A 24,530-nucleotide genomic window follows, 5' to 3' on the forward strand; every position below is an offset into this window, starting at 1 on the left:
TCTTATTCATCCACCAAAGAAATCAAATATTGACCATAATCATTCTTACTCATGCTTTGACCAATTTCCAAAACTTGCTCTTTAGTTAACCAGCCATTATGTAGTGCAATTTCTTCTAAACATGCGACTTTATACCCCTGACGTTTTTCAATGGTTTCCACAAACTGAGCTGCTTCAAGTAAACTTTCATGGGTACCTGTATCTAACCAAGCAAAACCACGGCCTAACAATTCCACGCTTAAATCACCACGCTCTAAATACATTTGATTTACTGTGGTAATTTCCAACTCACCACGGTCAGAAGGCTTTACATTTTTGGCAATTTGAATAACATCATTGTCGTAAAAGTACAAACCAGTGACTGCAAAATTTGATTTTGGATGTTTTGGCTTTTCTTCTAATGAGACAGCACGTTTCTGATCATCAAACGCGACCACGCCGAAGCGCTCAGGATCTTTGACTTGATAGCCAAAAACTGTTGCACCTTTTTGACGCGCTACAGCCTGACGTAACATTGGTGTAAAGCCTTGGCCATAAAAAATATTATCACCAAGCACTAAACAGACATTACTATCACCAATAAAATCTTCACCAATAATAAAAGCTTGTGCCAAACCATCTGGACTGGGTTGTACAGCATAAGTCAGCTCAACACCGAACTGTGAACCATCACCTAATAAGCGCTTAAAACCGTCAATATCTTCAGGCGTACTAATAATCAGTACTTCTCGAATTCCTGCAAGCATCAGTACAGACAAAGGATAATAAACCATAGGCTTATCATAAATGGGTAATAACTGCTTAGATACACCCTTGGTAATGGGATATAAACGAGTACCTGAGCCACCCGCTAAAATAATACCTTTTGTTGTCATTATGCGCTTACACCTAATCGTTCACGTTGATAGCTACCGTCTTGTACACGACGGCACCATTCTAAATTATTTAAATACCACTCTACTGTTTTCCGAATGCCTGTTTCAAAACTTTCTTCAGGAACCCAACCCAAATCTTTCTTAATCTTTCTTGCATCAATTGCATAACGTAAGTCATGCCCAGGACGATCTTTCACAAAGGTAATCAATGTTTCATATGGTTGATGATTTGCCTGCGGTTTTAACTCATCCAAAATTTTACAAATCGTTTTGACCACTTCAATATTTTGTTTTTCATTGTGACCACCAATATTATAAGTCTCACCCACCACACCTTCAGTAACAACTTTATAGAGTGCACGTGCATGATCTTCAACAAATAACCAATCACGAATTTGATCACCCTTGCCATAGATCGGTAAAGGCTTACCGTCTAAAGCATTTAAAATCACTAAAGGAATCAATTTTTCAGGAAAATGAAAAAGACCATAATTATTGGAGCAATTGGTGACAATCGTAGGTAAACCATAAGTTCTTTGCCATGCTCGGACTAAATGATCTGAACTGGCTTTACTTGCAGAATAAGGAGAACTTGGTGCATAAGCTGTTGTTTCAGTAAAAAGATCTGTCGTACCTTCTAAATCACCATACACTTCATCGGTTGAAATATGGTGAAATCTAAATTGTTGCTTTTGCGAATCACTAAGCGCTAACCAATATTTTCGAGCCACTTCCAATAAGGTATATGTACCCAAAATATTAGTGGTAATAAATTCAGCAGGTCCATCAATTGAGCGATCTACATGTGACTCTGCAGCTAAATGCATCACCACATCAGGCTTAAATTCATCAAAAGCTTGCGTTAATTTTCCTGTATCACAAATGTCAATTTGCTTAAATTGGTAACGTGAGTCTGAATCGACTTCTTTTAAAGATTCTAGATTTCCAGCATAAGTCAGCTTATCAATATTTAATACTTCATCATTTGTATTTTTTATAATATATCGTACCACTGCTGATCCAATAAATCCTGCACCACCAGTCACCAAAACTCTCATACCCTACATCCTGCAAATCATTTTTTAATAAATCTAATAGTTAAAATGTTCCAATAACAACTTCATCAAAACACCAAAATCATTTTTTTACAAAGGATGATTTTCATCCACTTTTACACTAAAAAGATTATATCCAAACTCAGCCTAAAATCATATATTAAACGGCTTCCAGCAAAAACAAAATAATTTTGATTTTCATCACCGATTACCGTTGATGAGATACTTTATTCTTTTTAAATTACAAAATCATTGAATAAATACAAGTCAACACACTTCTTTTTCGATTTTAATACAATTACCTCCCTACAATAAGATATCCAACCTAGTTTTTTTAGCTTACAATTCGTTTTCAAGATGAGATTCTAAGCAACAACGCAATATAAAATAAGGGTTTTGAATGTGAAGTATCCGCACACATCACTGTTTACAATTTTAGCTATTTCGATTTCTTTTTCTGGTTGTACTATCACTTCAGGACTTCAAACCTACGATCTACCAGAACAAGGCCATTATAAAACTGATCAAGGTGCGGAACTTTCTGTTATACAGCTCAATCAAAATAACATTCCAAATCTAAATAAGGCTGATCAACTCAGTTCAAATAATATTGTTTCTTTATTTCATCATCAGCAAAGTATTTATCGTCTAAGTGCTGGTGATGTCCTCTCTATTCAACTTTGGGCATATCCAGAAATCACACCACCAATTCAAGATAAAAGTACGTCCTCTGTAGGTTATCCAATTGACATGGAGGGTTATATACAGTTACCACTTGTTGGCCGTGTACATATTGCTGGAAAAACTTTAGCTGAAACCAATCGCTTTTTACATAATCAATTTGCTAAATATCTAAAACATCCTGATGTGGTTGTTCGAGTACTTTCTTATGAAGGACGTCGTTACTTTGTTAATGGCCAAGTGATGAAGGGCGGTCAATACAATCTAAATGATCAACCTATCAGTATCTATACAGCATTGGGCCAAGCGGGTGGAGTAGATACTAAAACAGGTGATACAACCAATATCCAACTGATCAGAAATGGGCAAACCTACAACCTAAATACGATTCAGTTAGAAAAGCAAGGTTTATCTTTACATCAATTATTGATTCAACCCAACGACACAATTTTCGTCAATTCTAAACAAGATCAAAAGCTCTATGTCATGGGTGAATCAAATAAAAGTCAAGCCCTTGTTTTACGTGATCAAGGCATGACCTTAAGTGATGTACTTGGTGAAAGTGAGGGAATTAGCCCATATTCTGCCAGTGCTGCACGAATTTATGTGATGCGTACTGATTTAAATACCAAGCAATCTACAATCTATCAACTCAATTTAAATAGTATAGGAAACTTTGCTTTAGCGAATCAATTTGCCATGCAAAAAAACGATATTGTCTATATTGATGCAACAGGTCTAACTCGCTGGCAACGTGTTATTGGGCAAATTGTACCTTTTGCCAGTGCAATTTATTCTTTCCAATTATTAGGGAACAACTAATTTTATGGATATTAATAATATTCTTGTTGTATGTGTTGGCAATATTTGTCGAAGCCCAATGGCTGAATTCTTTTTAAAACAAAGTCATCCAAATTTAAACATTGAGTCAGCAGGTCTTTCCGCTATGGTTGGGCATTCAGCAGACAACAAAGCCATTGCTTGTATGGACAGTCTCAATATTGATATGCGCAGCCATATTGCACGACAAATTAATGCGGAACTGATCAAAAAAGCCGATCTTGTTCTAGTGATGAGCAAAAACCAATCACAACATATAGAACAAAAATGGCCCTTTGCTAAAGGTAAAGTATTTCGCTTAGGACATTGGCAAGGTCAAAATGTGCCTGATCCATATCAACATGATCAAGCTTTTTTTGATGAAACATGTAAAAATATCCAAGTTTATGCCAATGACTGGCAATCACATCTATAAATTTTAAATTAGTTGTTAACTTATGAATCAAAATTTACAAACTAATGATGATACGATTGACTTAAAAGAGTTATTTTTCTCTTTAATCGCTCAATGGAAAGTGATTGTACTTTGTGTCATTTTAACCTTAATCTGTGCCTTACTTTATTTACGCGTTACCTCTCCAGTCTATTCCACTGATGCAATGGTTCAAGTTGAAGACGGTAAAAGTGCTGCCTCAGCTGCTTTAATGGGTGAACTCAAAGATATTGCTGGCGGCTTAGGGCAAAAGTCTCCTACTGATGCCGAAATTGAAATCTTAAATTCGCGCCTTGTACTTGGAAAAGTGATTAATAATTTGAATTTAAATATTCAAATTCAAGATAATGAAGATACTTTTTTACATAAGTTAATTTCCAAAGAAAAAACTCAGCTCAGTTATAGTGCTAAAGCAGTTGATTTTCAAAAAAATCAGTCTAGCTTTTCGATTTTAAAGTTGGATATTCCAGAATATTATTCTGATAAAAAGCTTACTTTAAATTTTATAAATAAAAATCAGTTTAGTTTGAGTTATCAAGATCAGGTTGTATTCAAAGGCAATTTAAATCAGTTCAACCAAGCTCAAGACAATAAAGGATTATGGTCAGTCCAAATTAACAGCCTAAACCCATTTCAGCAAGATTTTACACTCACTAAGCTTGCACTTCCTTCAGCAGTTAAACTGATGCAAGAAAATTACTTAGTTGCTGAAAAAGGTAAAATGACAGGTGTGATTGGCCTGAGTTATAGCGGAAGTGATCAACAACACATTACTCAAGTTCTCAATAATATTCTGAGCGTTTATCATGAACAGAATATTGAACGTAAAACTTTAGAATCTAAACAAACTTTACGTTTTCTCGATCAACAACTACCTGAGCTAAAACAGCAACTTGAAGAATCAGAAATTAAATTTAATAGATTCCGTGAACAATACAATACTGTGGATGTCACTCAAGAATCAGAGTTGATGTTAAAGCAGAATATTGAATTAGAGAAAATGCGGATAGAATTAAAGCAAAAACAAGCTGAATACTCTGCTAAATATACTCCTGATCACCCTTTAATGACAGAGATCAATGCACAACTCGCAGCAATTGATAAGAAGTCTATTGAACTGAATCAAGCCATTAAACGCTTACCTGAAACTCAACGCCTATATTTACAACTCTATCGTGATGTGAAAGTCAATACAGAACTCTATACATCACTATTAAACAGCTACCAACAATTAAAAATTGTTAAAGCAGGTGAAATTGGTAATGTTCGTATCATTGATACTGCGGTAGAGCCAGTTAAACCAATAAAGCCTAAAAAATTAATTGTGTTACTTCTTGCAATTTTTGTGGGCGGATTTATTGGTGTTGTTATTGCATTATTGCGTAATATGCTTTCATCAGGGATTAAAGATTCTAGCCGTATTGAAAATGAACTTGATCTACCCGTCTATGCCACTGTGCCTCGCTCTCCGATTCAAGAAAGCCGAGTACAGTTACTGAAAAAGAAAAAATCGATTCCTATTCTTGCTGCTAAAAATAGTGAAGACATTGCCATTGAAAGCTTACGTAGTATTCGTACTACCATTCACTTTGCTTTAAACACAGCTAAAAATAATATTATTGCGATTTCAGGACCAGCTCCAGAAATTGGTAAATCATTTATCTCAACGAACCTCGCCGCGATTTTTGCACAAGGCAATAAGAAAGTCTTATTGATTGATGCAGATATCCGTCGAGGCTATTTACATAAATATTTCAGTCATGACACTTCACCTGGTTTAACTGAATATTTAGCAGGACAAAGCACGCTTGAACAATGTATTGTTCATTCAAATACCGTAAACCATTTAGATTTTCTGCCGCGTGGTAAAAATCATAATCATGCTTCCGAAATGCTCAGTTCAGATCGTTTTAGCGAATTATTAGAACAACTTTCTCAGCAATATGATCATATTATTATCGATACACCGCCTATCTTGGCGGTAACTGATGGCATCATCATTTCTCAATTTGCTGGTGTAAACCTTGTGGTTGCACGTTATGCAAAAACACAAATGAGAGAATTAGAATTAGCCATTAATCGCTTTGAACAGGCGGGAAGCAAAGTGAATGGTATTATTCTCAATGATGTCCGAGCAACTGTAGGCGGTAATTATGGCTATAATTATGCTTATGCCTACACCGCTTCCAAAGATGATTAATAACAAATAATGAAGAGAAAGCCAGATTCTATCTGGCTTTTTTGTGCCAATTTTTTGATCAATATAACTGTATATTTTTAGTTGTCGTCATCAGATAACTATATCGTTTATGATGAAGAAGTTATATGCTTGAGCAGATTATGCTAATGATCAAATTAGCCTCTTAAAAGATTAAAATTTGGAAATTTTTATGAGTAAAGCCTTACCCATCGCAATTGCTGTAATCTTAGGTGGTGCTGCACTTGTACCTGTTTATTATGCATCTCAACATCCTGCTGATGTAAACAGTCACTCAATGTCAAAAAATGCTAAACCTGTAGAAAAAATTAGTTATGCACTTGGTTATGAAGTTGCGAGCCAAACGCCACCTGAAGTCGATGTGAATACATTTATCAGCGGTATTCGTGACGGTCATGCTAAAAAGCAACGTGCCTATACAGATGAAGAATTACAAGCTGCGTATGTTGACTTCCAAAAAGAAATGCAACAAAAGCAATTACAACAAAGCAAAGAAACAGCTTCATCAAATGACTCATTCTTAGCTGAAAATGCGAAAAAAGAAGGTGTTAAAACAACAGCTTCAGGATTGCAATATAAAATCACCAAAGAAGGTACAGGTAAACAGCCTGCTGCTACTTCACAAGTCACGGTACATTACAAAGGTCAGTTGTTAGATGGCAAAGTATTCGACAGTTCATATGATCGTGGTCAACCGGTTGAGTTCCCTTTAAACCAAGTGATTCCAGGTTGGACTGAAGGTTTACAACTGATGAAAGAAGGCGGTAAAGCAACCTTATATATCCCTGCAAAATTAGCTTATGGCGAACAAGGTGTTCCTGGCACGATTCCTCCAAACAGCACTTTAATTTTCGATGTTGAACTTGTTAAAGTGAAATAACATTTAAGAAAAGGAGAGATTTACTCTCCTTTTTTGGATTTTAATTATGAAAAAAACACTTATTGTGCTTAGTCTTAGTCTGCTGAGTAGTGCAGCTTTCTCAGCGCCGATTAACAATAAAAGCTCCCAACAAGATCAACTGGGTTATAGCTATGGCTATGTCATGGGCCGTACCAATGCAGATACCTTAAAACAAATTAATTTAAATGCCTTTATCCAAGGGATCAAAGAAGGTTCTACAGGTCAGAAAGCAAGCTTAACTGATGAAGAAATGGCAAAAGCACTTGCACAATATAAACAGCAAACCGAAGCAAAACAAATGCTAGAGTTTAAACAAGCTGCAGATGTAAATGCCAAACAAGGTGAAGCTTTTCTTGTAGAAAATGCAAAGAAAACAGGTGTGATTACTCGCCCAAGTGGTTTGCAGTATAGTGTTTTACAGCAAGGTACTGGAAAATCACCCTCAGCAAAATCTAAAGTCTCTGTAAACTATGAAGGTCGTTTGCTTGATGGTACTGTATTTGACAGTTCTTTTGCACGAAATGAAGCGGTAGAATTTCAAGTTAGTCAAGTGATTCAAGGCTGGACTGAAGGTTTGCAACTGATGAAAGAAGGCGCGAAATATCGTTTCTTTATTCCAGCGAAACTTGCCTATGGTGAGATTGGTGCGGGTGATGCGATTGGCCCAAACAGCACATTAATCTTTGATGTAGAACTATTAAAAGTTTTACCTTAAGTTAAATGTGAAATAGCTTTTAAAATAAAAACATCGCTCAATTGCGATGTTTTTTATGCTCTAATAAAAATCTTATCGCATTTCATAGACGTAAATTCATTCCTTGGTCAAACTTACAGTACTGTATCTTATATTTAGAATTTAAATTCTATCCTACACGCTATGGACGACATCCTTGTCACCATGCGCTAGATACAGAATATATGATTAAATGATGCTCAAAGTAAAAGCTATCTCATTTATATTCTATTGATTGGTCTTAATTTAGTGCTTTAAATGTCTTGGTCTAAAACCTGCTGCAAGTAGAGCAACACCATAAGCCACAATACCGACTAAACATAATCCGACAACTTCAAGAATTCGAAGCCATTGCGAAGCTGCACCATCATACCAATTTAAAGCAAACCATAGCGCACCAATCATCACGATATTGGCTATGGCAAATTGAACGAATAATTTTTTCCAGTGCGCACCAAAACGGAAAATATTTTTCTTATGTAAATAAAAATATAACATCCCTGCATTGACCAAAGCTGAGCCTGAAGAAGCAATGGCTAAGGCCATATGCTCAGCTTGCCAATCAATCAATTTAAAAATACCAATAAAGATAATGTTTAAAATCGCATTGGCTGCAACCGCCATTAAGCCAACACGTACAGGTGTTTTGGTGTCCTGAATGGCATAAAAACCTGGTGCAAAAACTTTAATCAACATAAATGCCAGTACACCGCCACTCATACATTGCAGTGCCATAGCGGTCATTTGCGTATCACGTGCATCAAAAGCACCATGCTGGAAAAGCGCTTGAATGATCGGCGTAGATAACATGAACAAAGCAATGCTGGCTGGCACACCCACCAAGACAATCACGCGTGCAGCCCAATCCAACATTCTACGGAACTTGGCCTGATCTTGTTCTGCTTTACTCACGGAAAGAGACGGAAGAATCACGGTACCAATCGCAACACCAATCAATCCAAGTGGTAACTCGGTCATCCGCTCGGCACTATATAACCATGACACCGAACCATCTTGCATGAATGACGCCCAAATTGTATTTAGTAATAAGTTAATCTGAGTGACTGATACACCAAATAAAGCGGGCAACATCAGTTTTAAAATTCGATCTACACCCTCATGTTTAAAATCAACTTTAGGTGGAATCAGTAATTTTTTATTCCATAATTCAGGGATTTGAATGGCAAGTTGTAAAACCCCTGCCGCAACCACAGCCCATCCTAAAGCCATGATCGGTTGAGCCATATGCGGGGCTAACCACCAAGCACCAGCAATCATTGCCACGTTGAGTAAGACAGGCGAAAACGCTGGCGAAGCAAAAGATCCATAACTATTCAAAATACTGCTGGCAAATGCAGTCAACGACATAAACATAAGATAGGGAATCGTTAAACGAAACATATCTACAGCCAGATCAAATTTTGCAGGATCATTATGAAAACCAGGTGCATAGACATACAAGATCACAGGCGCAATGATCATACTGATCAAAGTTAACAGTGACATCACCATTAACAAACAGCCAAACACACGACTAATCAGAATCTGTACTTCCGCATGCAGTTTTGTAGTTTTATATTCGGTGAGTACCGGGATAAAGGCTTGCGAAAAAGCCCCTTCTGCAAATAAACGCCTGAAAAAATTGGGAATACGAAAAGCAACCACAAAGGTGTCAAAATCCTTACCTGCCCCAAATACATTGAGCAAAACCATATCTCGGACTAAGCCCAAGACTCGTGACAACATGGTCATTGCACTGACTATAAAGGTGGATCGCCACAGCGCCATCGTATTCACCTAGTTAAAATAAAGTCGCTATTGTAATTAAATATTCTTAAAATTGCGTTGTTAAATCATAAACAGACGCTTATTTACTTCACTTGTTCTATCTTAATTTTTTCTGATTCAAACTTTCTCTAAACTGCTGCCATTGAAAATGTGGTCCAGGATCAGTTTTTCGTCCTGATGCAATATCAGAATGTCCTGTTAAATGATGATCAGTTTTTGGATAAGCGCGTTGCAAAGCGGCTACCACATCAACCAGTTGTTGATATTGGATCGCTTCAAAATCGCTATCATCACTTCCTTCAAGTTCAATCCCAATTGAATAGTCATTACACTCAACTTTACCCAGATAAGCTGAACGTCCTGCATGCCAAGCCCGATCATTAAAATTAACAAACTGGATAATTTCACCAGTTCTTAAAATCAGCAAATGTGCAGAAACCTGCATACCCTCAATGGTTTGAAAATAAGGATGGACTGACCAATCCAGTTGATTTTGAAAAAACTGTTCAATATAACCTCCACCAAACTGTGAAGGTGGCAAACTAATATTGTGAATCACAATCAGCTGAATCTCTGTATTTTCAGGGCGTTGATTATAGTTAGGAGATGGGACTTGTCTTGCGCCAATCAATTGACCATTCACGACCTGAAACTGTGGTGCAGATTGCATATCTTATTCCTACAGAATTTTTCTATTTTCAATAAAGCTGATTTTCAATATTTTAGTGTAGTCTCGGGGCTGTTGACAATTCGTCTATGTTTGCGACGACGAGTATTTTTTAGGTGATACAAGGCACGAGATACGAAATTTAGTCATTCTAAATGAGTAGTTCGTAACGATGTAGCACCAAAAAATACTCTAGTCCTCAGCTTCGACTTTCACTGCGAATAAAGTAATGCTTTGTTCTTGTTCAGATTATGACTAAAATTATTTCAGTCTGTATTATGAAACTTAAAAATAGTCTCACTATTCTCATTCATGTTTTACGATGTATACGTCTCGTGCTTAATTTGGACCGACAACGCAAACTATTTATGAAATGTTAACAGATCCTTATCTGTATAAAATAAAAACTTCTTCAAACTTGCAATGACAGTGCTAATATATCGCTCAGTTTTTAAGGGTGACTAAAATAGGGATATCCATGAGCATACCTGAATCTTTGCTTGAACAATCTATTCAAATTAATATTCAACAAGCACTCCAAGAAGATATTGGCGATGCTGATATTACTGCCCTACTCACACCAGAAGATGAGCAAGCGACGGCCACGATCATTTCGCGTGAAGATATGGTCTTGGCGGGACAACCTTGGGTCGATGCGCTGATCAAAGCGTATGATCCAACTGTACAGATTACTTGGCTTAAAAATGATGGTGACTGGGTCAAAGCCAATGAAACCATTTATAAATTGGCAGGTTCTGCGCGTAGTTTGCTGACTGTTGAGCGTCCTGCATTAAACTTTGTGCAAACCCTGTCTGCAGTCGCAACCAAAACGGCTGAATATGTAAAATATCTAGAAGGTACTCCAACCAAATTATTAGATACGCGTAAAACTTTGCCGGGTTTACGGATTGCACAAAAATACGCAGTTGCTGTAGGTGGCGGTCAAAACCACCGCCTTGGTTTATTCGATGCGTTCTTAATTAAAGAGAATCACATCATGGCTGCCGGTGGTATTGCTCAAGCAATTGCCAAAGCGCATCAAATCGCACCAGGTAAGCCTATTGAAGTCGAAGTTGAAACATGGGATGAACTGAATCAAGCACTTGAAGCCAAAGCCGATATCGTCATGCTAGATAATTTTAGCCAACAACAAATGATTGATGCGGTTAAACATGTAGCAGGGCGTTGTAAATTAGAAGCTTCTGGAAATATAACTCTTGAGAATTTAAGTCAAGTTGCACAAACAGGTGTTGACTATATTTCGATGGGTGTATTGACTAAAGATGTTAAAGCGATTGATTTATCTATGCGTTTTAATGACTAATCACTCAATCATATGAGCCATAAAGCAGTATCTATATACTGCTTTTTTATTACAAAATATAACGATGAGTCAATAAATAATCAGCTAATTTTATGCAAAAGATCTTCTAAATAACAATCAAATTATGTGTACCAACAAAAGAGATAAACAATGAAAAAACATATTTTATATTCATCACTATTCGCATCCATTATTCCGATCCTGAGCCATGCAGACACCGTCAATGTGCATGTGTTAAGTGCAACAGTCAAAGATCAAAATATTGCCAATGCTGAAGTAATTTTGCAAAAAAATGGTGAGCGCTCTGCCTCAAGTTCTACCAATACAAGCGGCCGAGCCACAGTCAATAGTAATACTATAGACAGTTCAGATAATTTACTGATTATCAAAAAATCAGGTTATTCAACACTGGTTGCAAAATGTCCATGTGATGGCATGACCTACGCCTTAAGTCCTGTACTCAAAGATCTCAACAGTATGCGAATTGTACTGAATTGGGGGCAAAACCCTTTAGATCTCGATTCACACTTAAGTTATAAAAATCAACATGTATATTGGGACAGTAAACAAGGTTTGGCTGCAAATCTGGATGTGGATGACACCGACTCTTATGGTCCTGAAACCGTCACTATCGATAAACGTTTAGAGGGTCAATATTATGTGTATTCAGTACATGACTATTCTGATCGCACTCAACCAACTACGGCCAACTTATCCAATAGCCAAGCCAAAGTCATGGTCTATGCAGGGGAATCACTGATTCGTTCTTATTATATTCCAACTGGTCAAACGGGTAATTTATGGACTGTATTTCGCATTAGTCCTGAAGGTGAAATTCAAGACATCAATCGTATTTCAGGAACCACGGTTAACACAAGCCAAGTGGGTTCAACAGTATCAAATTATCAAAATCAAACAACTCGGGTAAATATCGTTCCTGTCTCAGCAGATGCGCAAAAACGAGCCAAGACACTTAATTTAAGTGCGGATAAAGCCTATCAAAACAACCAGATTGAACAAGCTGCAATGCTCTATCAACAGTCTATCGACTACAATCCAAATGTTGGCCAAACCTATAGTAATCTTGCTGTTGCTTATCAAAAGCTCAATCGTTCCTCAGAAGCTTTATGGGCAAATCAAAAAGCCATTGCTTTGGCGACCAATAACAATACCAAAGCTTATTCTCACTATAATATGGGTAAAATCTATGAAAATAACCAAGATTATGCCCAAGCTAAGCAACATTACCAATTGGCCAATCAATACAAACCAAGCGCGACTTATGATGAAGCGATACAACGTGTAAGCCAGTAAAAAAATTGCCCAAAGGATATCTACATTCTTTGGGCAAGTTTGATGCTTTAGTTTGCTATTTTTTATTGATTAGTTTTAATTTTGCTTACAAAACAAGCAGTTTTTACATAGAAAAGCCGTCTGAATAAGCCTATAATCTTTGGCTTCCAATACATTCCTGTAATTAGGCCAATGAAGACTTTGAAACAACAAGTTTTGTTTTTACTTGTCGCTTTTTTATCTGTATTTGCTTTTTTCTTATACCAAGAAGATATCACGCGTTTCTTTCAATTACGTGACATCTATCTAAAACCACGTCTGTATAAATATGGCTTTTCAATTCTCTTAAACTACGCCTTTATTAGTTTATTTTATTTAATCTTAAGAAAAACCTTTGCGACCATTTTACTCAGTCAATTTATTATTTTTTTACTGAGCTTTATCAATATCAAGAAAGAGCAATATCTTTCTGCAAGTTTGGTTCCTAGTGATTTTTTATTATTTAAAGAAACCTTTATCGCCTCTCCAGTCATGCTCAAAATTGCGGTCTTTGTAGCAATTGCAGTGTTTATTGGACTATTTGTATTTCTGTATAAAAAAGAGAAATTAGGGACAAAGCCTCTCCTCCTGACAAACAGCATTTTATCTTTTGCTATCCTTGGCTTCTTTATCACTGCGAATTTTAAAAATAATTTTAGTGAAGCTTGTGCCAACGCGGCAAAAAACTCAATTTGCCAATATGCAAAATATCTACCCAATACCCGTGGTGACTGGATCGGTGATCATTTAACCATTAAATATTTAGGTTTTTCGACCTTCTTTTTTTCCAAAACGGTTGATGGCTTAAATAATAAAATTTTCCAAACACAAGTCATCCCTGAAGAAAAAGTTGCTACTTTTTATCAACCGATGGCGGTTGAACATGATGAAGAACCTACATCGAATCTAGCATCAGATGATCCGTCACAACAAAAACAATTGCCAAATATCGTTTTTGTGATGAGCGAGTCGCATTGGGATGCCAGAAAATTAGACAAAAGCATTCCACCTAACATCACCCCAACGATTAGTAAAAATCAGATTTCTAGCTTATTGTCTCCAAGTTTTGGTGGAGGAACTGCTAACGTTGAGTTTGAAGTGTTAACCAGTCTAAATACCTATTTAAATCATAATGAACTGGCTTATGTCTCAAAATTAAAACGTCCAACTTATTCATTACCGATGTATTTAAATACATTGGGTTATGAAACAACTGCAATGCATAACAACGGCAAATATTTTTATAACCGTAGCGCAGTTTATCAAAATCTAGGTTTTAACCGTTTTACTTCAATTGAAAATATGATCAACATGGCTGACCGTGCTAAATATATTAATGCTGCGGGTTGGGCTACTGATGATTTAATTTATAACAGTATTGAAAATCAGCTTAAAAATACGGATAAACCTCAATTTATCTATGCGATCAGTGTTGAAAATCATCCAATGTACAGTGATGATCGCTTTGGTAAAGATCATTTTAAAATCACCAAAGATGGTGTGAGTGAGAACAGTAAACGTGCACTGAATACTTATTTAACGGGTATGCAACGTGCTGACGATAAATTTAAAACCCTGATTGAGCATGTCAAACAGCTTGATCGCCCAACAATTGTGATTTTCTTTGGTGACCATTTACCCAACTTACAAAGCGTTTACGATGAGTATGGCTTCTTTAAATCAGCGCAAGAAAAAGCTGAGAAAAAAGATGTGCGCTTCTTTGAAACACCACTTGCAGTTTGGGCAAATTTCCCCATTGATCAAAAGCAATTTAAAGGGCCTTTTGTGGCGGCACATTTCTTAGCACCCAAAGTATTAGAAGCAGCGCATATTCCCCTTTCACCTTACTATGCTTTTGTGAATAAAGTGAGCGCTTGTTATACGACCGTGCATCAGACAGGCACGCAAACGCAAAAATCTTGTGAATTTGATCAAACAGAGATTCTACAACAGTATAAAGACATGAATATGGATGTGCTAAATGGTAAGAATTTCACTTATCAGATGTTAAAATCAAAAGCTGAAAGCTAGTCCTATCCAAATGATCAAGAAGGTTCTCCAGAGTCTTCTTGATCATGCTGCTGTTCAGCATGTTGTTGTGGTTCATTATTTTTTGCGTCAAATTCTTTGCTTTCGAAATCTTCACGGCGTGGATCTCCAGCCATCAATACAAAGGTAATCACTGCGAATAGAACAATGAGTATTTTCATAAGCCTGCCATTTGCTAAAGTTTGAAATATTCTAAATATCGGTTGATGAAAAGATTTGTAGAGTCTGTATACGAAACAAGGGATTTCAGCTGATTTATGTATCTATTGACGTAAATAGATGATTGGAATCTTAATCATGTAAGTTTGCGCAAATTATGTGGCCTTCTATCAACTAAAAATAAGGTGCAATTCGCACCTTATTTAAATTATAAAAATTCAGCTATTTAAAATTAAGATTCTATAAATCCCATATAAGGGTCAGAAAATGAATCTTTACCCGTTTCAATACGCCCAGCAAAACGGCGTTTAAAGGTGCTATCACCCTCTATTGTTACAGTAAAATCATACCAACCACCGAAATCAGACATATTCCAATTCAACTCCTTTTCTGTAGAAGCCGTTTCGATATTCCATGTCTTATTGGGTAGATAAGCATTGGCTTTCACGGTCAATTTTGCTGTTTTCGCAGCATCATTACGAACTTTTAAATAGAGTTTAGGATCACACTCTTCAACACATACACGCACTTCTGGCAATGCCTCTATTTGTGCAGACTTGACTAAATCTCCTGCAAAGCCACGATGGAAACCATTTGGACCCAATACCCATAAATCATATAGTCCATTTGAAGCTTTCCATACATCATCCAATTGCTTACCTGCTTCAACCATATAACGACGAGGAATCGCGTCTAAATTCAATTTGTCATAAACATGGAAAACTGCGGCGTGTGTTCCGGTATTAGAGAACATTAACTTCACCGTTTTTGTTGCCACATCAACTTTCGCACTACTATGTAAAATATAAGGCAATGCCCGAGAGAGGCGTGTTCCTAACTCTTGAACAGGATAGACCTGACTTAAAGGACGGGAAACCGGTGGCAATAGCGCTTGTGCATTACGAATCGCATCTGCATCATTTTTGGTTTTTTTACCCATTAAGTCCGAAATAGCGGTGGTATTTGGATTTTTAAAGTCAAAAGCTGTGGTTAAATCACCACATACAGCACGGCGATATGGACTAATATTCGGTTCTTGCACGCCAAAACGTTGCTCTAAGAAACGAATAACAGACGAATGATCAAAAACCTGTGAATTTACCCAACCACCACGACTCCACGGAGAAATCACATACATAGGTACGCGTATTCCTGGACCATAGACCCCCACACCATTGCTGACTTTAGGATCAGTAAAGTTAGGTTGTCCTGCTGAAGCTTTGGGGTGCGTAGCGTATTCATATGAGATTTGTTCTTCACTCAAGGTGGTTTTACCTTGCATCACACCTGAAGCATCTTTTGAAGGTGCGCTTGGTGATGGAATGTGATCAAAAAAGCCATCATTTTCATCAAAGTTGACCAATAAAACCGTTTGACTCCAAATCGCAGGGTTTTCCGTTAAAGCGTTTAAAACTTCCTGAATGTACCAAGCACCTTGTACAGGGCTTGATGGTCCTGGATGCTCACTATAGGCCGCAGGTGCAACCATCCAACTGACTTGAGGTAATTGACCTTTGGCAATATCATCTTTAAATGAAGTAAGGAATCCACCATCAGGCATCGTATTGGCAATCCCTTTATACAATGGTTGTGTTGCATCAATGGCGGGATCATAAGCAGGACACGTGCTGTCATTGTTTACAGGTTTACCGGATAATTCATTGGCACGGCGATATTGTTTAAAGCCAGCCAAAGGATTGTCGGTAAAGTTATCGGGCATATTTTGATAAACTTTCCACGTCACACCCGCTTGTTGTAGGCGCTCAGGATAGGTTGTCCAATCATAGCCTGTGCTTGATGCACCAATACTGTCCAAGTCATTTACAACACTGGCAACACCCGCAGCTTTAGGACCGTTTGAACCTGTCCATAAGAACATACGATTCGAATTGGTTCCTGTATGCATTGCACAATGATATGCATCACACAGGGTAAAGGCGTTGGCAAGTGAGAACTGAAATTCAACTTCTTTTTGTTTGTAATATCCCATAGATTGGGGTTGTTTATATTGTACCCAATTGCCCATACGGCCATGGTTCCAAGCAAATTGCCCATCTGTCCATGAGTGTGGCGTACCGCTAACACGTTGTGCATTACCGCGAGTACTGTCTAAATGATAGGGAAAGATTTTATTCTTATCTTTATCGTATTGTTCCCAAATCTTACGGTTGTCGGATAGCGGAATGGTAAAACGATCACCAAACCCACGAACTCCTTTTAACGTTCCAAAATAATTATCAAACGAGCGATTTTCTTGCGTCAAAATGATGACATGTTTTACATCTTTAATCGTGCCTGTTTCGACTTTGGCGTCAATGGCTAAAGCTTTTTGGATGCTGGCTGGAAAGCTGGCTAAAGCGGCTGTACCAAATATTGTTTTTGTTGAATTGACTAAAAAATCACGACGGTTCATCTCTATTTCCTTATTTTTTATTATGGTGCGCAATGTACTTTACACGCAGCGGGTGGCTGTGGATTCGTCGTTGAGCTTTCATTATCATCATTACAAGCACTGAGTAAGACACTCAGACTGGTCACTAAAATCAGCAAAAAATTTTGCATTGTCCTATCCATGAAATAAAGGTAGGGATAGTCAATACAACTGCTATGACGCTAGAGTGAAGTTTTTATGGCAGTTTGATGAATACTTTTTAAAAAATTATGAATATCAAATATTTGTTTTAATTTATAAATAACCGAATTAGGTTAAAATCATTTTATGCAATAAAAAACGCATCCGAAGATGCGTTTTGTTTATAAAAATAAATCAATATTTTCGAATTACCAACCAAGCGCTTCTTGTTGTTTTTTTACCAATTCCTGAATACCTTTTTCAGCCATTTCAAGCATTGCATTGGATTGAGCGCGTGTAAATGGTTTTTCTTCTGCAGTCCCTTGAATTTCAATAAACTCACCTGCTTGAGTCATCACCACATTCAAGTCAGTTTGACAGTTAGAATCTTCTTCATAGCAAAGATCAAGCAATACTTCATCTTGATACATGCCGACAGAAATCGCAGCAACAAGCCCTTTTAATGGATCATGCTTAATTTTCTTTTTCTCAAGAAGTACATTCATAGCATCAATTAATGCAACCGCAGCACCCGTAATTGCAGCAGTACGTGTACCACCATCTGCCTGAATCACATCGCAGTCGATGGTAATAGTGTTTTCACCCAATTTTTTCAAATCCACCATTGCACGTAAGCTACGACCAATCAAACGTTGAATTTCTTGAGTACGACCAGATTGCTTACCGCGAGCAGCTTCACGGTCGCTACGTGTATGGGTAGAACGTGGCAACATACCGTATTCCGCAGTCACCCAACCTTGGCCCTGACCCTTTAAGAAACGTGGCACTGAATTGTCAATACTTGCAGTACACAGCACTTTTGTATGACCAAATTCAACCAATACTGAACCTTCCGCATAACGGGTGTAGTTACGGGTAATTTTAACTTCACGTAATTGATCTAATGCACGTTGGTCGATACGCATAGCTTGTCCTTATGGGATTCAAAAAATATTGCGACTTATTATAACAGATCCAAGAGAGATGGTTTTGTTACAAGATGGTGGTTTTTGAAATTGCTCGCTAAATCTATATGTGGTGACTTAAATAAACGTCTATACAAAAAGATAGATATACAAACCACGTTTTAAAATTTTCGAAATTTAGCAAAAAAATTAAAAATCACTGAATCTAAAACATCGCATTAAAAGCAATAGAAGAACCTTATTTAACTCAATAAGGTTCTTCTAACAACAATTGAGGATCTATTTTCAACAGCTATTGCACCAGTTGAATGAAGCGAGATAAACACCTTAGCAACACCAATGCTTACACATCGCAAAAACTTTGTTTAAGCAAAAATACCCTTCAACTTTTGTAAAGACTGAGTAATGGTTGCTGTCAGACTATTTGGCAAAGAGCATTTGGCTAAACGCACCCATACACTGCCAAATTGTTTCAGGAAATCTGCTTCATTATAATTGATGCCATATTCTGCACATAAAGCTCTAATTTTTGGAGCAGCTTCTGAATAACGATTGGCTGGCATATCAGGGAACAAATGATGTTCAATCTGATGACTTAAATTCCCACTCAAAATATGCAACCAGTCTGTTCCAGTAAAATTACTAGAACCACGAATCTGACGTAAATACCATTCAGCACGGGTTTCATTTTCCACATTATCTGCTTCAAAAGTCTCTGCATCTTCAGTGAAATGACCATTAAAGATTACCGCTGAAGACCACAAACTGCGGATCACATTGGCAATGGCATTCCCAGCTAACACTGGCAAAGCATTGGGGCCTGCAATCACAGGAAAAAACACATAATCTTTTAGAATTTGACGGCGGGCTTTTTTACGAAATTTTGCCGCATCTGCCCAGACCTGTTTCCAAGTTTTTGTTTTATAGATCAGCGCATCTTCCAAATGTAGATTTTGTAAGCCAACATACCATTCAAAAAACACCATCAATTGAATCGCTAAAGGGATATTAAACAAAAAGCGCGGTTCCCATTTTTGTGATTCACTAACACGGAGTAAACCATAACCCACATCATGATCTTTACCCACAATATTAGTATAGGTGTGATGCACATAATTATGTGTGTATTTCCAATCATCACCTGTTGCCATGGTATCCCAGTCGTAGTTTGCACCATTCAAACTTGGGTCATTTAACCAATCGAATTGACCATGCATAACATTATGACCCAGCTCCATATTTTCTACGATTTTGGAAATTCCCAGCAATCCCGTACCCACCACCCAAACAGGTGGAATCCATCCGCCAAACATCAACATAGCACGTGAAGCAATTTCACTATAACGGACAAAATTACGGATTTTATAAATATACTTGGCATCTTGTTCACCTAAACTGTCCATGATTTCACGACGGATTTCATCAACACGGCGACCAAACTCTGCGGTTTGTTCTGGGTTTAAATGTTTCGATTTACTGTTTGGAAAAGTAACTGACATATTCATTGTCTTGCTCCTCAGCACTTCATTTTTAGAAGCCTTAGCTGAATTTTGGGTACAACTTCCTACGCCTAGGTTCAACAGACCGAGAAGTTGTTTAAATTTATTGAAATGATTGTTTTAATTTACAGATTAATGACCACAGGGCTTATCGCTTGGCTGATACACAATTTGATCTGTGTATTTGAAGCATGGTCAATTTCACCTGTCAGCATATTTTTGGTCGAACCACTCACTTTGGTACAAGTACAGGTATTACAAATCCCCATACGACAACCATGAGTTGGCTTTAATCCCGCTTGTTCAGCACTTTCAAGTAGGTTTGATTTCGCAGCAAACTCTTGTTGTGAGCGTAAAAAAACAATCGGTTGTGCTTCTAGGCTTTCATCTACCGCAATCTGGAAATACTCTTGTTTCAAACGATCTGTGATATTCAAATCTTGAAAAATTTGATTGATGCTTTGCATCATTGCACGTGCACCACACGCATAGCTTTGACGCTGCTTGAAATCAGGAACCAAACTTTCCAATAACTCGACAGTTAAATGCTGCTTTTGCTGAGCTGTGTGAATATAGTGATAATTCAACAACGCATGTTGCTGATAAAGCTGTTCTAGATCTGTATGAAAAGCCTCATCACGACTAAAATAAATTAAATCAATTGGACGATTTGAATCTTTAAGTGCTTCAAGCAATAAAGAATGGATTGCGGTAATTCCACTGCCTGACGCAATCAATAACAATGGCGATGCATCTTGAGCTAAAACAAAATCACCTTGAGCTTGTGACAACTCAACAATGCTACCAAAAGCCATTTGGCTCAGTGCATTGGAGACTTTACCCTGCTGTTTTACAGCAATGATCAGATCGCCATTATTCAAAAATTTAACCACAGAGTAACTACGTTGTTGACGCACACCCGCAATTTCAACAGTTACAAGAACAGATTGTCCTGCTTTAAACTGTTGATGCTTAAAATTACGATTTGGACGTAATTGAATTTGATAAAAATCAGGGCTTAATGCACGAGTTTTAATAATCGTGGCTTTTACCTTTTTCCAAGCCCAAACAGGATTGATTTTTTCAGCGATAAAATCGACAAAATCCTCACGAACCCATTCTGGCTGATACTGCATATAGCTACTCATGTGACGTTCCTCTTTGTGCTTGCTATTTATTGAGTGAACAAACGTTCTTTTAGTGAACATATGTACACTATAATCATTTTTTAAATTCAGTCAACACCTGTACACTGACATTCGTCGTTTAATTTGTTTTTATTTTTGATAGACTCATCACAACAAAAATCTTTGGATACCAGAATGTCGATACGCGATGAACGAAAACAGCAAAGCCGTCAGGCTTTACTTGATGCTGCTTTAACCTTAAGCACATCGGGTCGTTCATTTTCGAGTATCAGTTTGCGAGAAGTTGCCCGTGAAGTTGGTTTGGTTCCGACAGCGTTTTATCGCCATTTCCAAGATATGGATGAGTTGGGCAAAGAGCTGGTGGATCAAGTTGCGCTTTATTTAAAGAATGTCCTACATCAATTAGGCAAAGGCCTAGCGCATCCTGAAGCGAAAACCAAAACCAGCATGGCGCTGTTTTTTGAGGCTGTAGACAGCAGTTCGCAACAATGGATTTTTATGATCGCGGAACGTTGGGGTGGTTCAGAAGTTGTGCGTAAAGCCATCGCCCGTGAAATTGACTTCCTAAACGATGACCTTGCCAACGCGTTAAAGAAGTTTGAAGTTATCGCAAATTTTCATGATGAAAATGATTTAAAAGTGATCACCAATATTTTGATTAATTTATCTTTTACTTGGGCAATGTCATGGATCAACTTATCTCGACAATATTCAGGCATAGAACTTGAGTTGCAAAAAATGGTGCTTAAAAAGCAATCGGTAACGCAAATCCGCTTAATTTTTAAAGGCATCGAAAATTGGGACCGAGATAAAGCTTAATTTATCTCCCAAACTCGCCTCTATATCATCAGCAATAAAAAAACCCGCAATTCAATTGCGGGTTTTAAAAACAGCAAAGCTTATTTGGCTTTACGTTCTTTATTGATCAGATAGTCAACAACTTGCGTCACTTTACCATCTTCACCTTGAACCACATATTTACCATTTACCACAACAGCAGGCACCCCTGAAAGCTGGTACTGTTGTGCCAATTGGTTTGATTCAGCAATTTTTGCAGTGATCGCAAAAGAACTATACATACTGTTAAATTTCGCCTCAGGCACACCGTACTGAGTAAAGAATTTAGCAAAAGCATCTTTTTGTAGAACTTGCTGATTACCTGCATGATTGGTATGGAATAAAGGCAAATGCGTACGTTTACGTACACCCAATGCTTCACTCACATAATATGCACGAGCACCTTGTTCCCATAATGGATTCATTGCTGCAGGTGTACGGATAAAGTTAACATCTTTAGGGATCTTCTTTAACCACGCTTGCATATGCGGTTCTAATGTAAAGCAGTGAGGGCATCCATACCAAAAAAACTCACGTACTTCAATTTTACCAGGAACTGAAACTTTTCCTGGGTTTTGCACCACGGTATAATCTTTACCTGCAACAAAATCGGCAGCCATGGCATTTACAGAAAACGCCATCACCATGGCAGTCATGCCACCTAAAATAAATTTTTTCATTGACTTTATTGTCCTCGTAGTCATCTCGTATAGCTTATGCATTCACTATAAAACAAATATGGGAAAATCGTTTTCCTTCTGTGAAGTTTTTTACACGATTCATCGCTTTTTCTGGATTTATGGTTACACTAGGGTCTGTTGATATTTCATAAATAGACGAAGTGTTAACAAACACTAGCATAACTGAACTTAATTTTTGATTAAAACAATTTACTTAGAGGTGCCCGGCATGTCGCAACTTAATGTTGATCCACAGGAAATTGCTAAATTTGAAGCACTTGCTGCTTTATGGTGGGATCAACACTCTGAGTTCAGACCTTTACATCAAATCAATCCACTGCGTTTAAACTGGGTTGATGAACATGCCAATGGTCTTACAGGCAAAAAGATTCTTGATGTGGGCTGTGGCGGCGGGATTTTGGCTGAAAGTATGGCGCGTCGTGGTGCCGATGTTTTAGGTATCGATATGGGGGCAGCGCCATTGAATGTGGCTCGCTTACACGCTGAACAAGAAAATGTTCAAAATATTGAATATCGCCAGGTTCCTGTGGAACAACTCGCAGAAGAACAAGCAGGACAATACGATATTGTTACATGTATGGAAATGCTAGAACATGTTCCTGACCCAGCATCCATCATCCAAGCGTGTCAAAAGTTAGTTAAACCAAATGGTCATGTGTTTTTCTCAACAATTAACCGTAATCCTAAGTCTTATTTATTCGCAATTATTGGTGCGGAATATGTATTACGTTTATTGAAAAAAGGCACCCATGATTATCATAAATTTATTAAACCGTCTGAACTTGCAGATGACATTCGTAACTCAGGTTTAAAACTTAAAGATATGACTGGCTTACACTACAACCCACTCACAAAGCATTACTGGCTTGCGCCCAATGTTGATGTGAATTACATGGTTTATACTGTGAATGAAGGTGTTTGATGCAAGCTGTTCTTTTTGATTTAGACGGAACACTGATTGATACGGCTGCGGATTTTATCCGTATTATTCAAAATATGTGTCGAGAAGAAGGACGTGCAGTGGTTGATGCGGATTTGATCCGTACTCAGGTTTCTGAGGGCGCACGTGCAATGGTAAAACTGGTTTATCCTGAACTCGAAGTGGATGATCCAGTCTTTTTAGTGCATCGCCAACGCTTTTTAGATCAGTATGGTGATGACATTGCTGTAGACACAGACCTGTTTGCTGGTATGTATCCACTTTTGGCAGAGTTAGAAAGCCAACAGATCCCTTGGGGTATTGTGACCAATAAACCACGTTGGTTAAGTGAATCATTATTGAACGCATTGAACCTCACACAACGTTGCGCTGTTCTGGTCTGTCCTGAAGATGTCGCTCAGACCAAACCAGATCCTGAGCCAATGTATCTGGCGGCAAAGCAAATTGAGATTGCACCTGAACAATGTATTTATGTGGGTGATCATCCGCGCGATATTGATGCAGGACGTAATGCGCAAATGTATACAATCCTCGCAGCATATGGTTATTTACCATTACAGTACAAAGATGATTTAAATGCTTGGCAAGCCGACTGTATCGTAGAGAATGTCGATGAATTACATCAAGTTATTCGAAAACTTGTGAATAGTTAAAGTTCAAGAAAATCATTCAATTTACCCAACAACATGATAAATAACACTGAAACATCTTGAATATGATGTTTCAATGTTTTTATATAGAAGATAGCTCTGTTGGCACTTCGGCTCGCTTTACGAGAAGCAGTTCTTTTCCAACAGTGCAAAGTAAGACATATAAAATTTAATCATTCTAAATGATGAGAAACATTGTTTG

General features: G+C 37.6%; 22 protein-coding genes. 11 read left to right on the plus strand and 11 right to left on the minus strand.

All coding sequences use genetic code 11. The features are described 5' to 3' along the window. Positions 1-2 precede the first annotated feature (2 nt). Entirely contained in the window at positions 3-875 is an 873-nt protein-coding gene (rfbA, locus tag F981_RS16480) for a glucose-1-phosphate thymidylyltransferase RfbA (RefSeq protein WP_004723511.1), read from the minus strand. Next, on the minus strand, positions 875-1,933 hold the full coding sequence (gene rfbB / locus F981_RS16485) for a dTDP-glucose 4,6-dehydratase (protein ID WP_004723512.1): 1,059 nt from the start codon (positions 1,931-1,933) through the stop codon (positions 875-877). The genes rfbA and rfbB overlap by 1 nt, the downstream gene beginning before the upstream one ends. 399 nt (positions 1,934-2,332) lie before the next feature. Between rfbB and F981_RS16490 the strand changes: the two genes are divergently transcribed. From F981_RS16490 to F981_RS16510, 5 genes are all read left to right on the plus strand, one after another. Next, positions 2,333-3,433: a polysaccharide biosynthesis/export family protein gene (locus F981_RS16490; protein ID WP_004723513.1), complete on the plus strand. Its 1,101-nt coding sequence runs from the start codon at positions 2,333-2,335 to the stop codon at positions 3,431-3,433. Between the two features lie 4 nt (positions 3,434-3,437). Then, entirely contained in the window at positions 3,438-3,866 is a 429-nt protein-coding gene (locus F981_RS16495) for a low molecular weight protein-tyrosine-phosphatase (protein ID WP_004723514.1), read from the plus strand. A 22-nt stretch (positions 3,867-3,888) separates the two neighbouring features. After that, positions 3,889-6,084, plus strand: coding sequence for a polysaccharide biosynthesis tyrosine autokinase (locus tag F981_RS16500; protein WP_004723515.1), 2,196 nt, complete (start codon positions 3,889-3,891; stop codon positions 6,082-6,084). Between the two features lie 190 nt (positions 6,085-6,274). Continuing rightward, entirely contained in the window at positions 6,275-6,982 is a 708-nt protein-coding gene (locus F981_RS16505) for a BamJ family beta-barrel-assembly machinery protein (protein ID WP_004723516.1), read from the plus strand. A 46-nt stretch (positions 6,983-7,028) separates the two neighbouring features. Continuing rightward, positions 7,029-7,718 carry a BamJ family beta-barrel-assembly machinery protein gene (locus F981_RS16510; protein WP_004723517.1) on the plus strand — a complete coding sequence of 230 codons (690 nt, stop codon included), beginning with the start codon at positions 7,029-7,031 and terminating at the stop codon, positions 7,716-7,718. Positions 7,719-7,982: 264 nt separating this feature from the next. Here the strand turns inward: F981_RS16510 and murJ are convergent, their stop codons facing one another. Next, on the minus strand, positions 7,983-9,533 hold the full coding sequence (murJ, locus tag F981_RS16515) for a murein biosynthesis integral membrane protein MurJ (protein WP_171066951.1): 1,551 nt from the start codon (positions 9,531-9,533) through the stop codon (positions 7,983-7,985). An 88-nt stretch (positions 9,534-9,621) separates the two neighbouring features. Beyond that, a complete protein-coding gene (ampD, locus tag F981_RS16520) occupies positions 9,622-10,194 on the minus strand; it encodes a 1,6-anhydro-N-acetylmuramyl-L-alanine amidase AmpD (protein WP_004723519.1) in 573 nt (190 codons plus the stop codon). A 475-nt stretch (positions 10,195-10,669) separates the two neighbouring features. Here ampD and nadC point away from each other — a divergent pair, with 475 nt between their 5' ends. The 3 genes from nadC (at position 10,670) to F981_RS16535 (ending at position 14,878) form a co-directional block, all read left to right on the plus strand. Further along, the gene (nadC, locus tag F981_RS16525) at positions 10,670-11,515 is read left to right on the plus strand and encodes a carboxylating nicotinate-nucleotide diphosphorylase (protein ID WP_004723520.1); all 846 of its coding nucleotides are present in this window, start codon (positions 10,670-10,672) and stop codon (positions 11,513-11,515) included. A gap of 150 nt (positions 11,516-11,665) precedes the next feature. Continuing rightward, positions 11,666-12,829 (plus strand): tetratricopeptide repeat protein, encoded by a 1,164-nt coding sequence (locus F981_RS16530; protein WP_004723521.1) that lies wholly within the window; start codon positions 11,666-11,668, stop codon positions 12,827-12,829. 171 nt (positions 12,830-13,000) lie between these two features. Further along, the gene (locus F981_RS16535; protein WP_004723522.1) at positions 13,001-14,878 is read left to right on the plus strand and encodes an LTA synthase family protein; all 1,878 of its coding nucleotides are present in this window, start codon (positions 13,001-13,003) and stop codon (positions 14,876-14,878) included. Between the two features lie 14 nt (positions 14,879-14,892). Here the strand turns inward: F981_RS16535 and F981_RS23960 are convergent, their stop codons facing one another. The 6 genes from F981_RS23960 to F981_RS16555 all read right to left on the minus strand — a co-directional run bounded on the left by F981_RS23960 (position 14,893) and on the right by F981_RS16555 (position 21,200). Then, positions 14,893-15,057, minus strand: coding sequence for an ABZJ_00068 family colistin stress protein (locus tag F981_RS23960; RefSeq protein ID WP_004723523.1), 165 nt, complete (start codon positions 15,055-15,057; stop codon positions 14,893-14,895). 230 nt (positions 15,058-15,287) lie between these two features. Beyond that, positions 15,288-17,468: a phosphocholine-specific phospholipase C gene (locus F981_RS16540; protein WP_004723524.1), complete on the minus strand. Its 2,181-nt coding sequence runs from the start codon at positions 17,466-17,468 to the stop codon at positions 15,288-15,290. Between the two features lie 20 nt (positions 17,469-17,488). After that, positions 17,489-17,617 carry a hypothetical protein gene (locus F981_RS24340; protein WP_004723525.1) on the minus strand — a complete coding sequence of 43 codons (129 nt, stop codon included), beginning with the start codon at positions 17,615-17,617 and terminating at the stop codon, positions 17,489-17,491. A 219-nt stretch (positions 17,618-17,836) separates the two neighbouring features. Continuing rightward, the gene (gene rph, locus F981_RS16545) at positions 17,837-18,553 is read right to left on the minus strand and encodes a ribonuclease PH (protein WP_004723527.1); all 717 of its coding nucleotides are present in this window, start codon (positions 18,551-18,553) and stop codon (positions 17,837-17,839) included. A gap of 365 nt (positions 18,554-18,918) precedes the next feature. Continuing rightward, the gene (locus F981_RS16550; protein ID WP_004723529.1) at positions 18,919-20,058 is read right to left on the minus strand and encodes a fatty acid desaturase family protein; all 1,140 of its coding nucleotides are present in this window, start codon (positions 20,056-20,058) and stop codon (positions 18,919-18,921) included. A 119-nt stretch (positions 20,059-20,177) separates the two neighbouring features. Then, entirely contained in the window at positions 20,178-21,200 is a 1,023-nt protein-coding gene (locus F981_RS16555) for a ferredoxin reductase (protein WP_004723530.1), read from the minus strand. A gap of 174 nt (positions 21,201-21,374) precedes the next feature. On the opposite strand from F981_RS16555, the gene F981_RS16560 reads away from it, so the two are divergent. Continuing rightward, on the plus strand, positions 21,375-22,019 hold the full coding sequence (locus F981_RS16560; RefSeq protein WP_004723531.1) for a TetR family transcriptional regulator: 645 nt from the start codon (positions 21,375-21,377) through the stop codon (positions 22,017-22,019). 80 nt (positions 22,020-22,099) lie between these two features. Here F981_RS16560 and F981_RS16565 read toward each other — a convergent pair whose 3' ends face one another. Further along, positions 22,100-22,717, minus strand: coding sequence for a thiol:disulfide interchange protein DsbA/DsbL (locus F981_RS16565; protein ID WP_004723532.1), 618 nt, complete (start codon positions 22,715-22,717; stop codon positions 22,100-22,102). A 229-nt stretch (positions 22,718-22,946) separates the two neighbouring features. On the opposite strand from F981_RS16565, the gene ubiG reads away from it, so the two are divergent. Then, on the plus strand, positions 22,947-23,660 hold the full coding sequence (gene ubiG, locus F981_RS16570; RefSeq protein ID WP_004723533.1) for a bifunctional 2-polyprenyl-6-hydroxyphenol methylase/3-demethylubiquinol 3-O-methyltransferase UbiG: 714 nt from the start codon (positions 22,947-22,949) through the stop codon (positions 23,658-23,660). Continuing rightward, a complete protein-coding gene (locus F981_RS16575; protein ID WP_170266086.1) occupies positions 23,657-24,331 on the plus strand; it encodes an HAD family hydrolase in 675 nt (224 codons plus the stop codon). Before ubiG ends, F981_RS16575 begins: the two co-directional genes overlap by 4 nt. Positions 24,332-24,530: the final 199 nt, after the last annotated feature.

Source organism: Acinetobacter guillouiae CIP 63.46 (genome assembly GCF_000368145.1).
Classification (GTDB): Bacteria; Pseudomonadota; Gammaproteobacteria; order Pseudomonadales; family Moraxellaceae; genus Acinetobacter; species Acinetobacter guillouiae.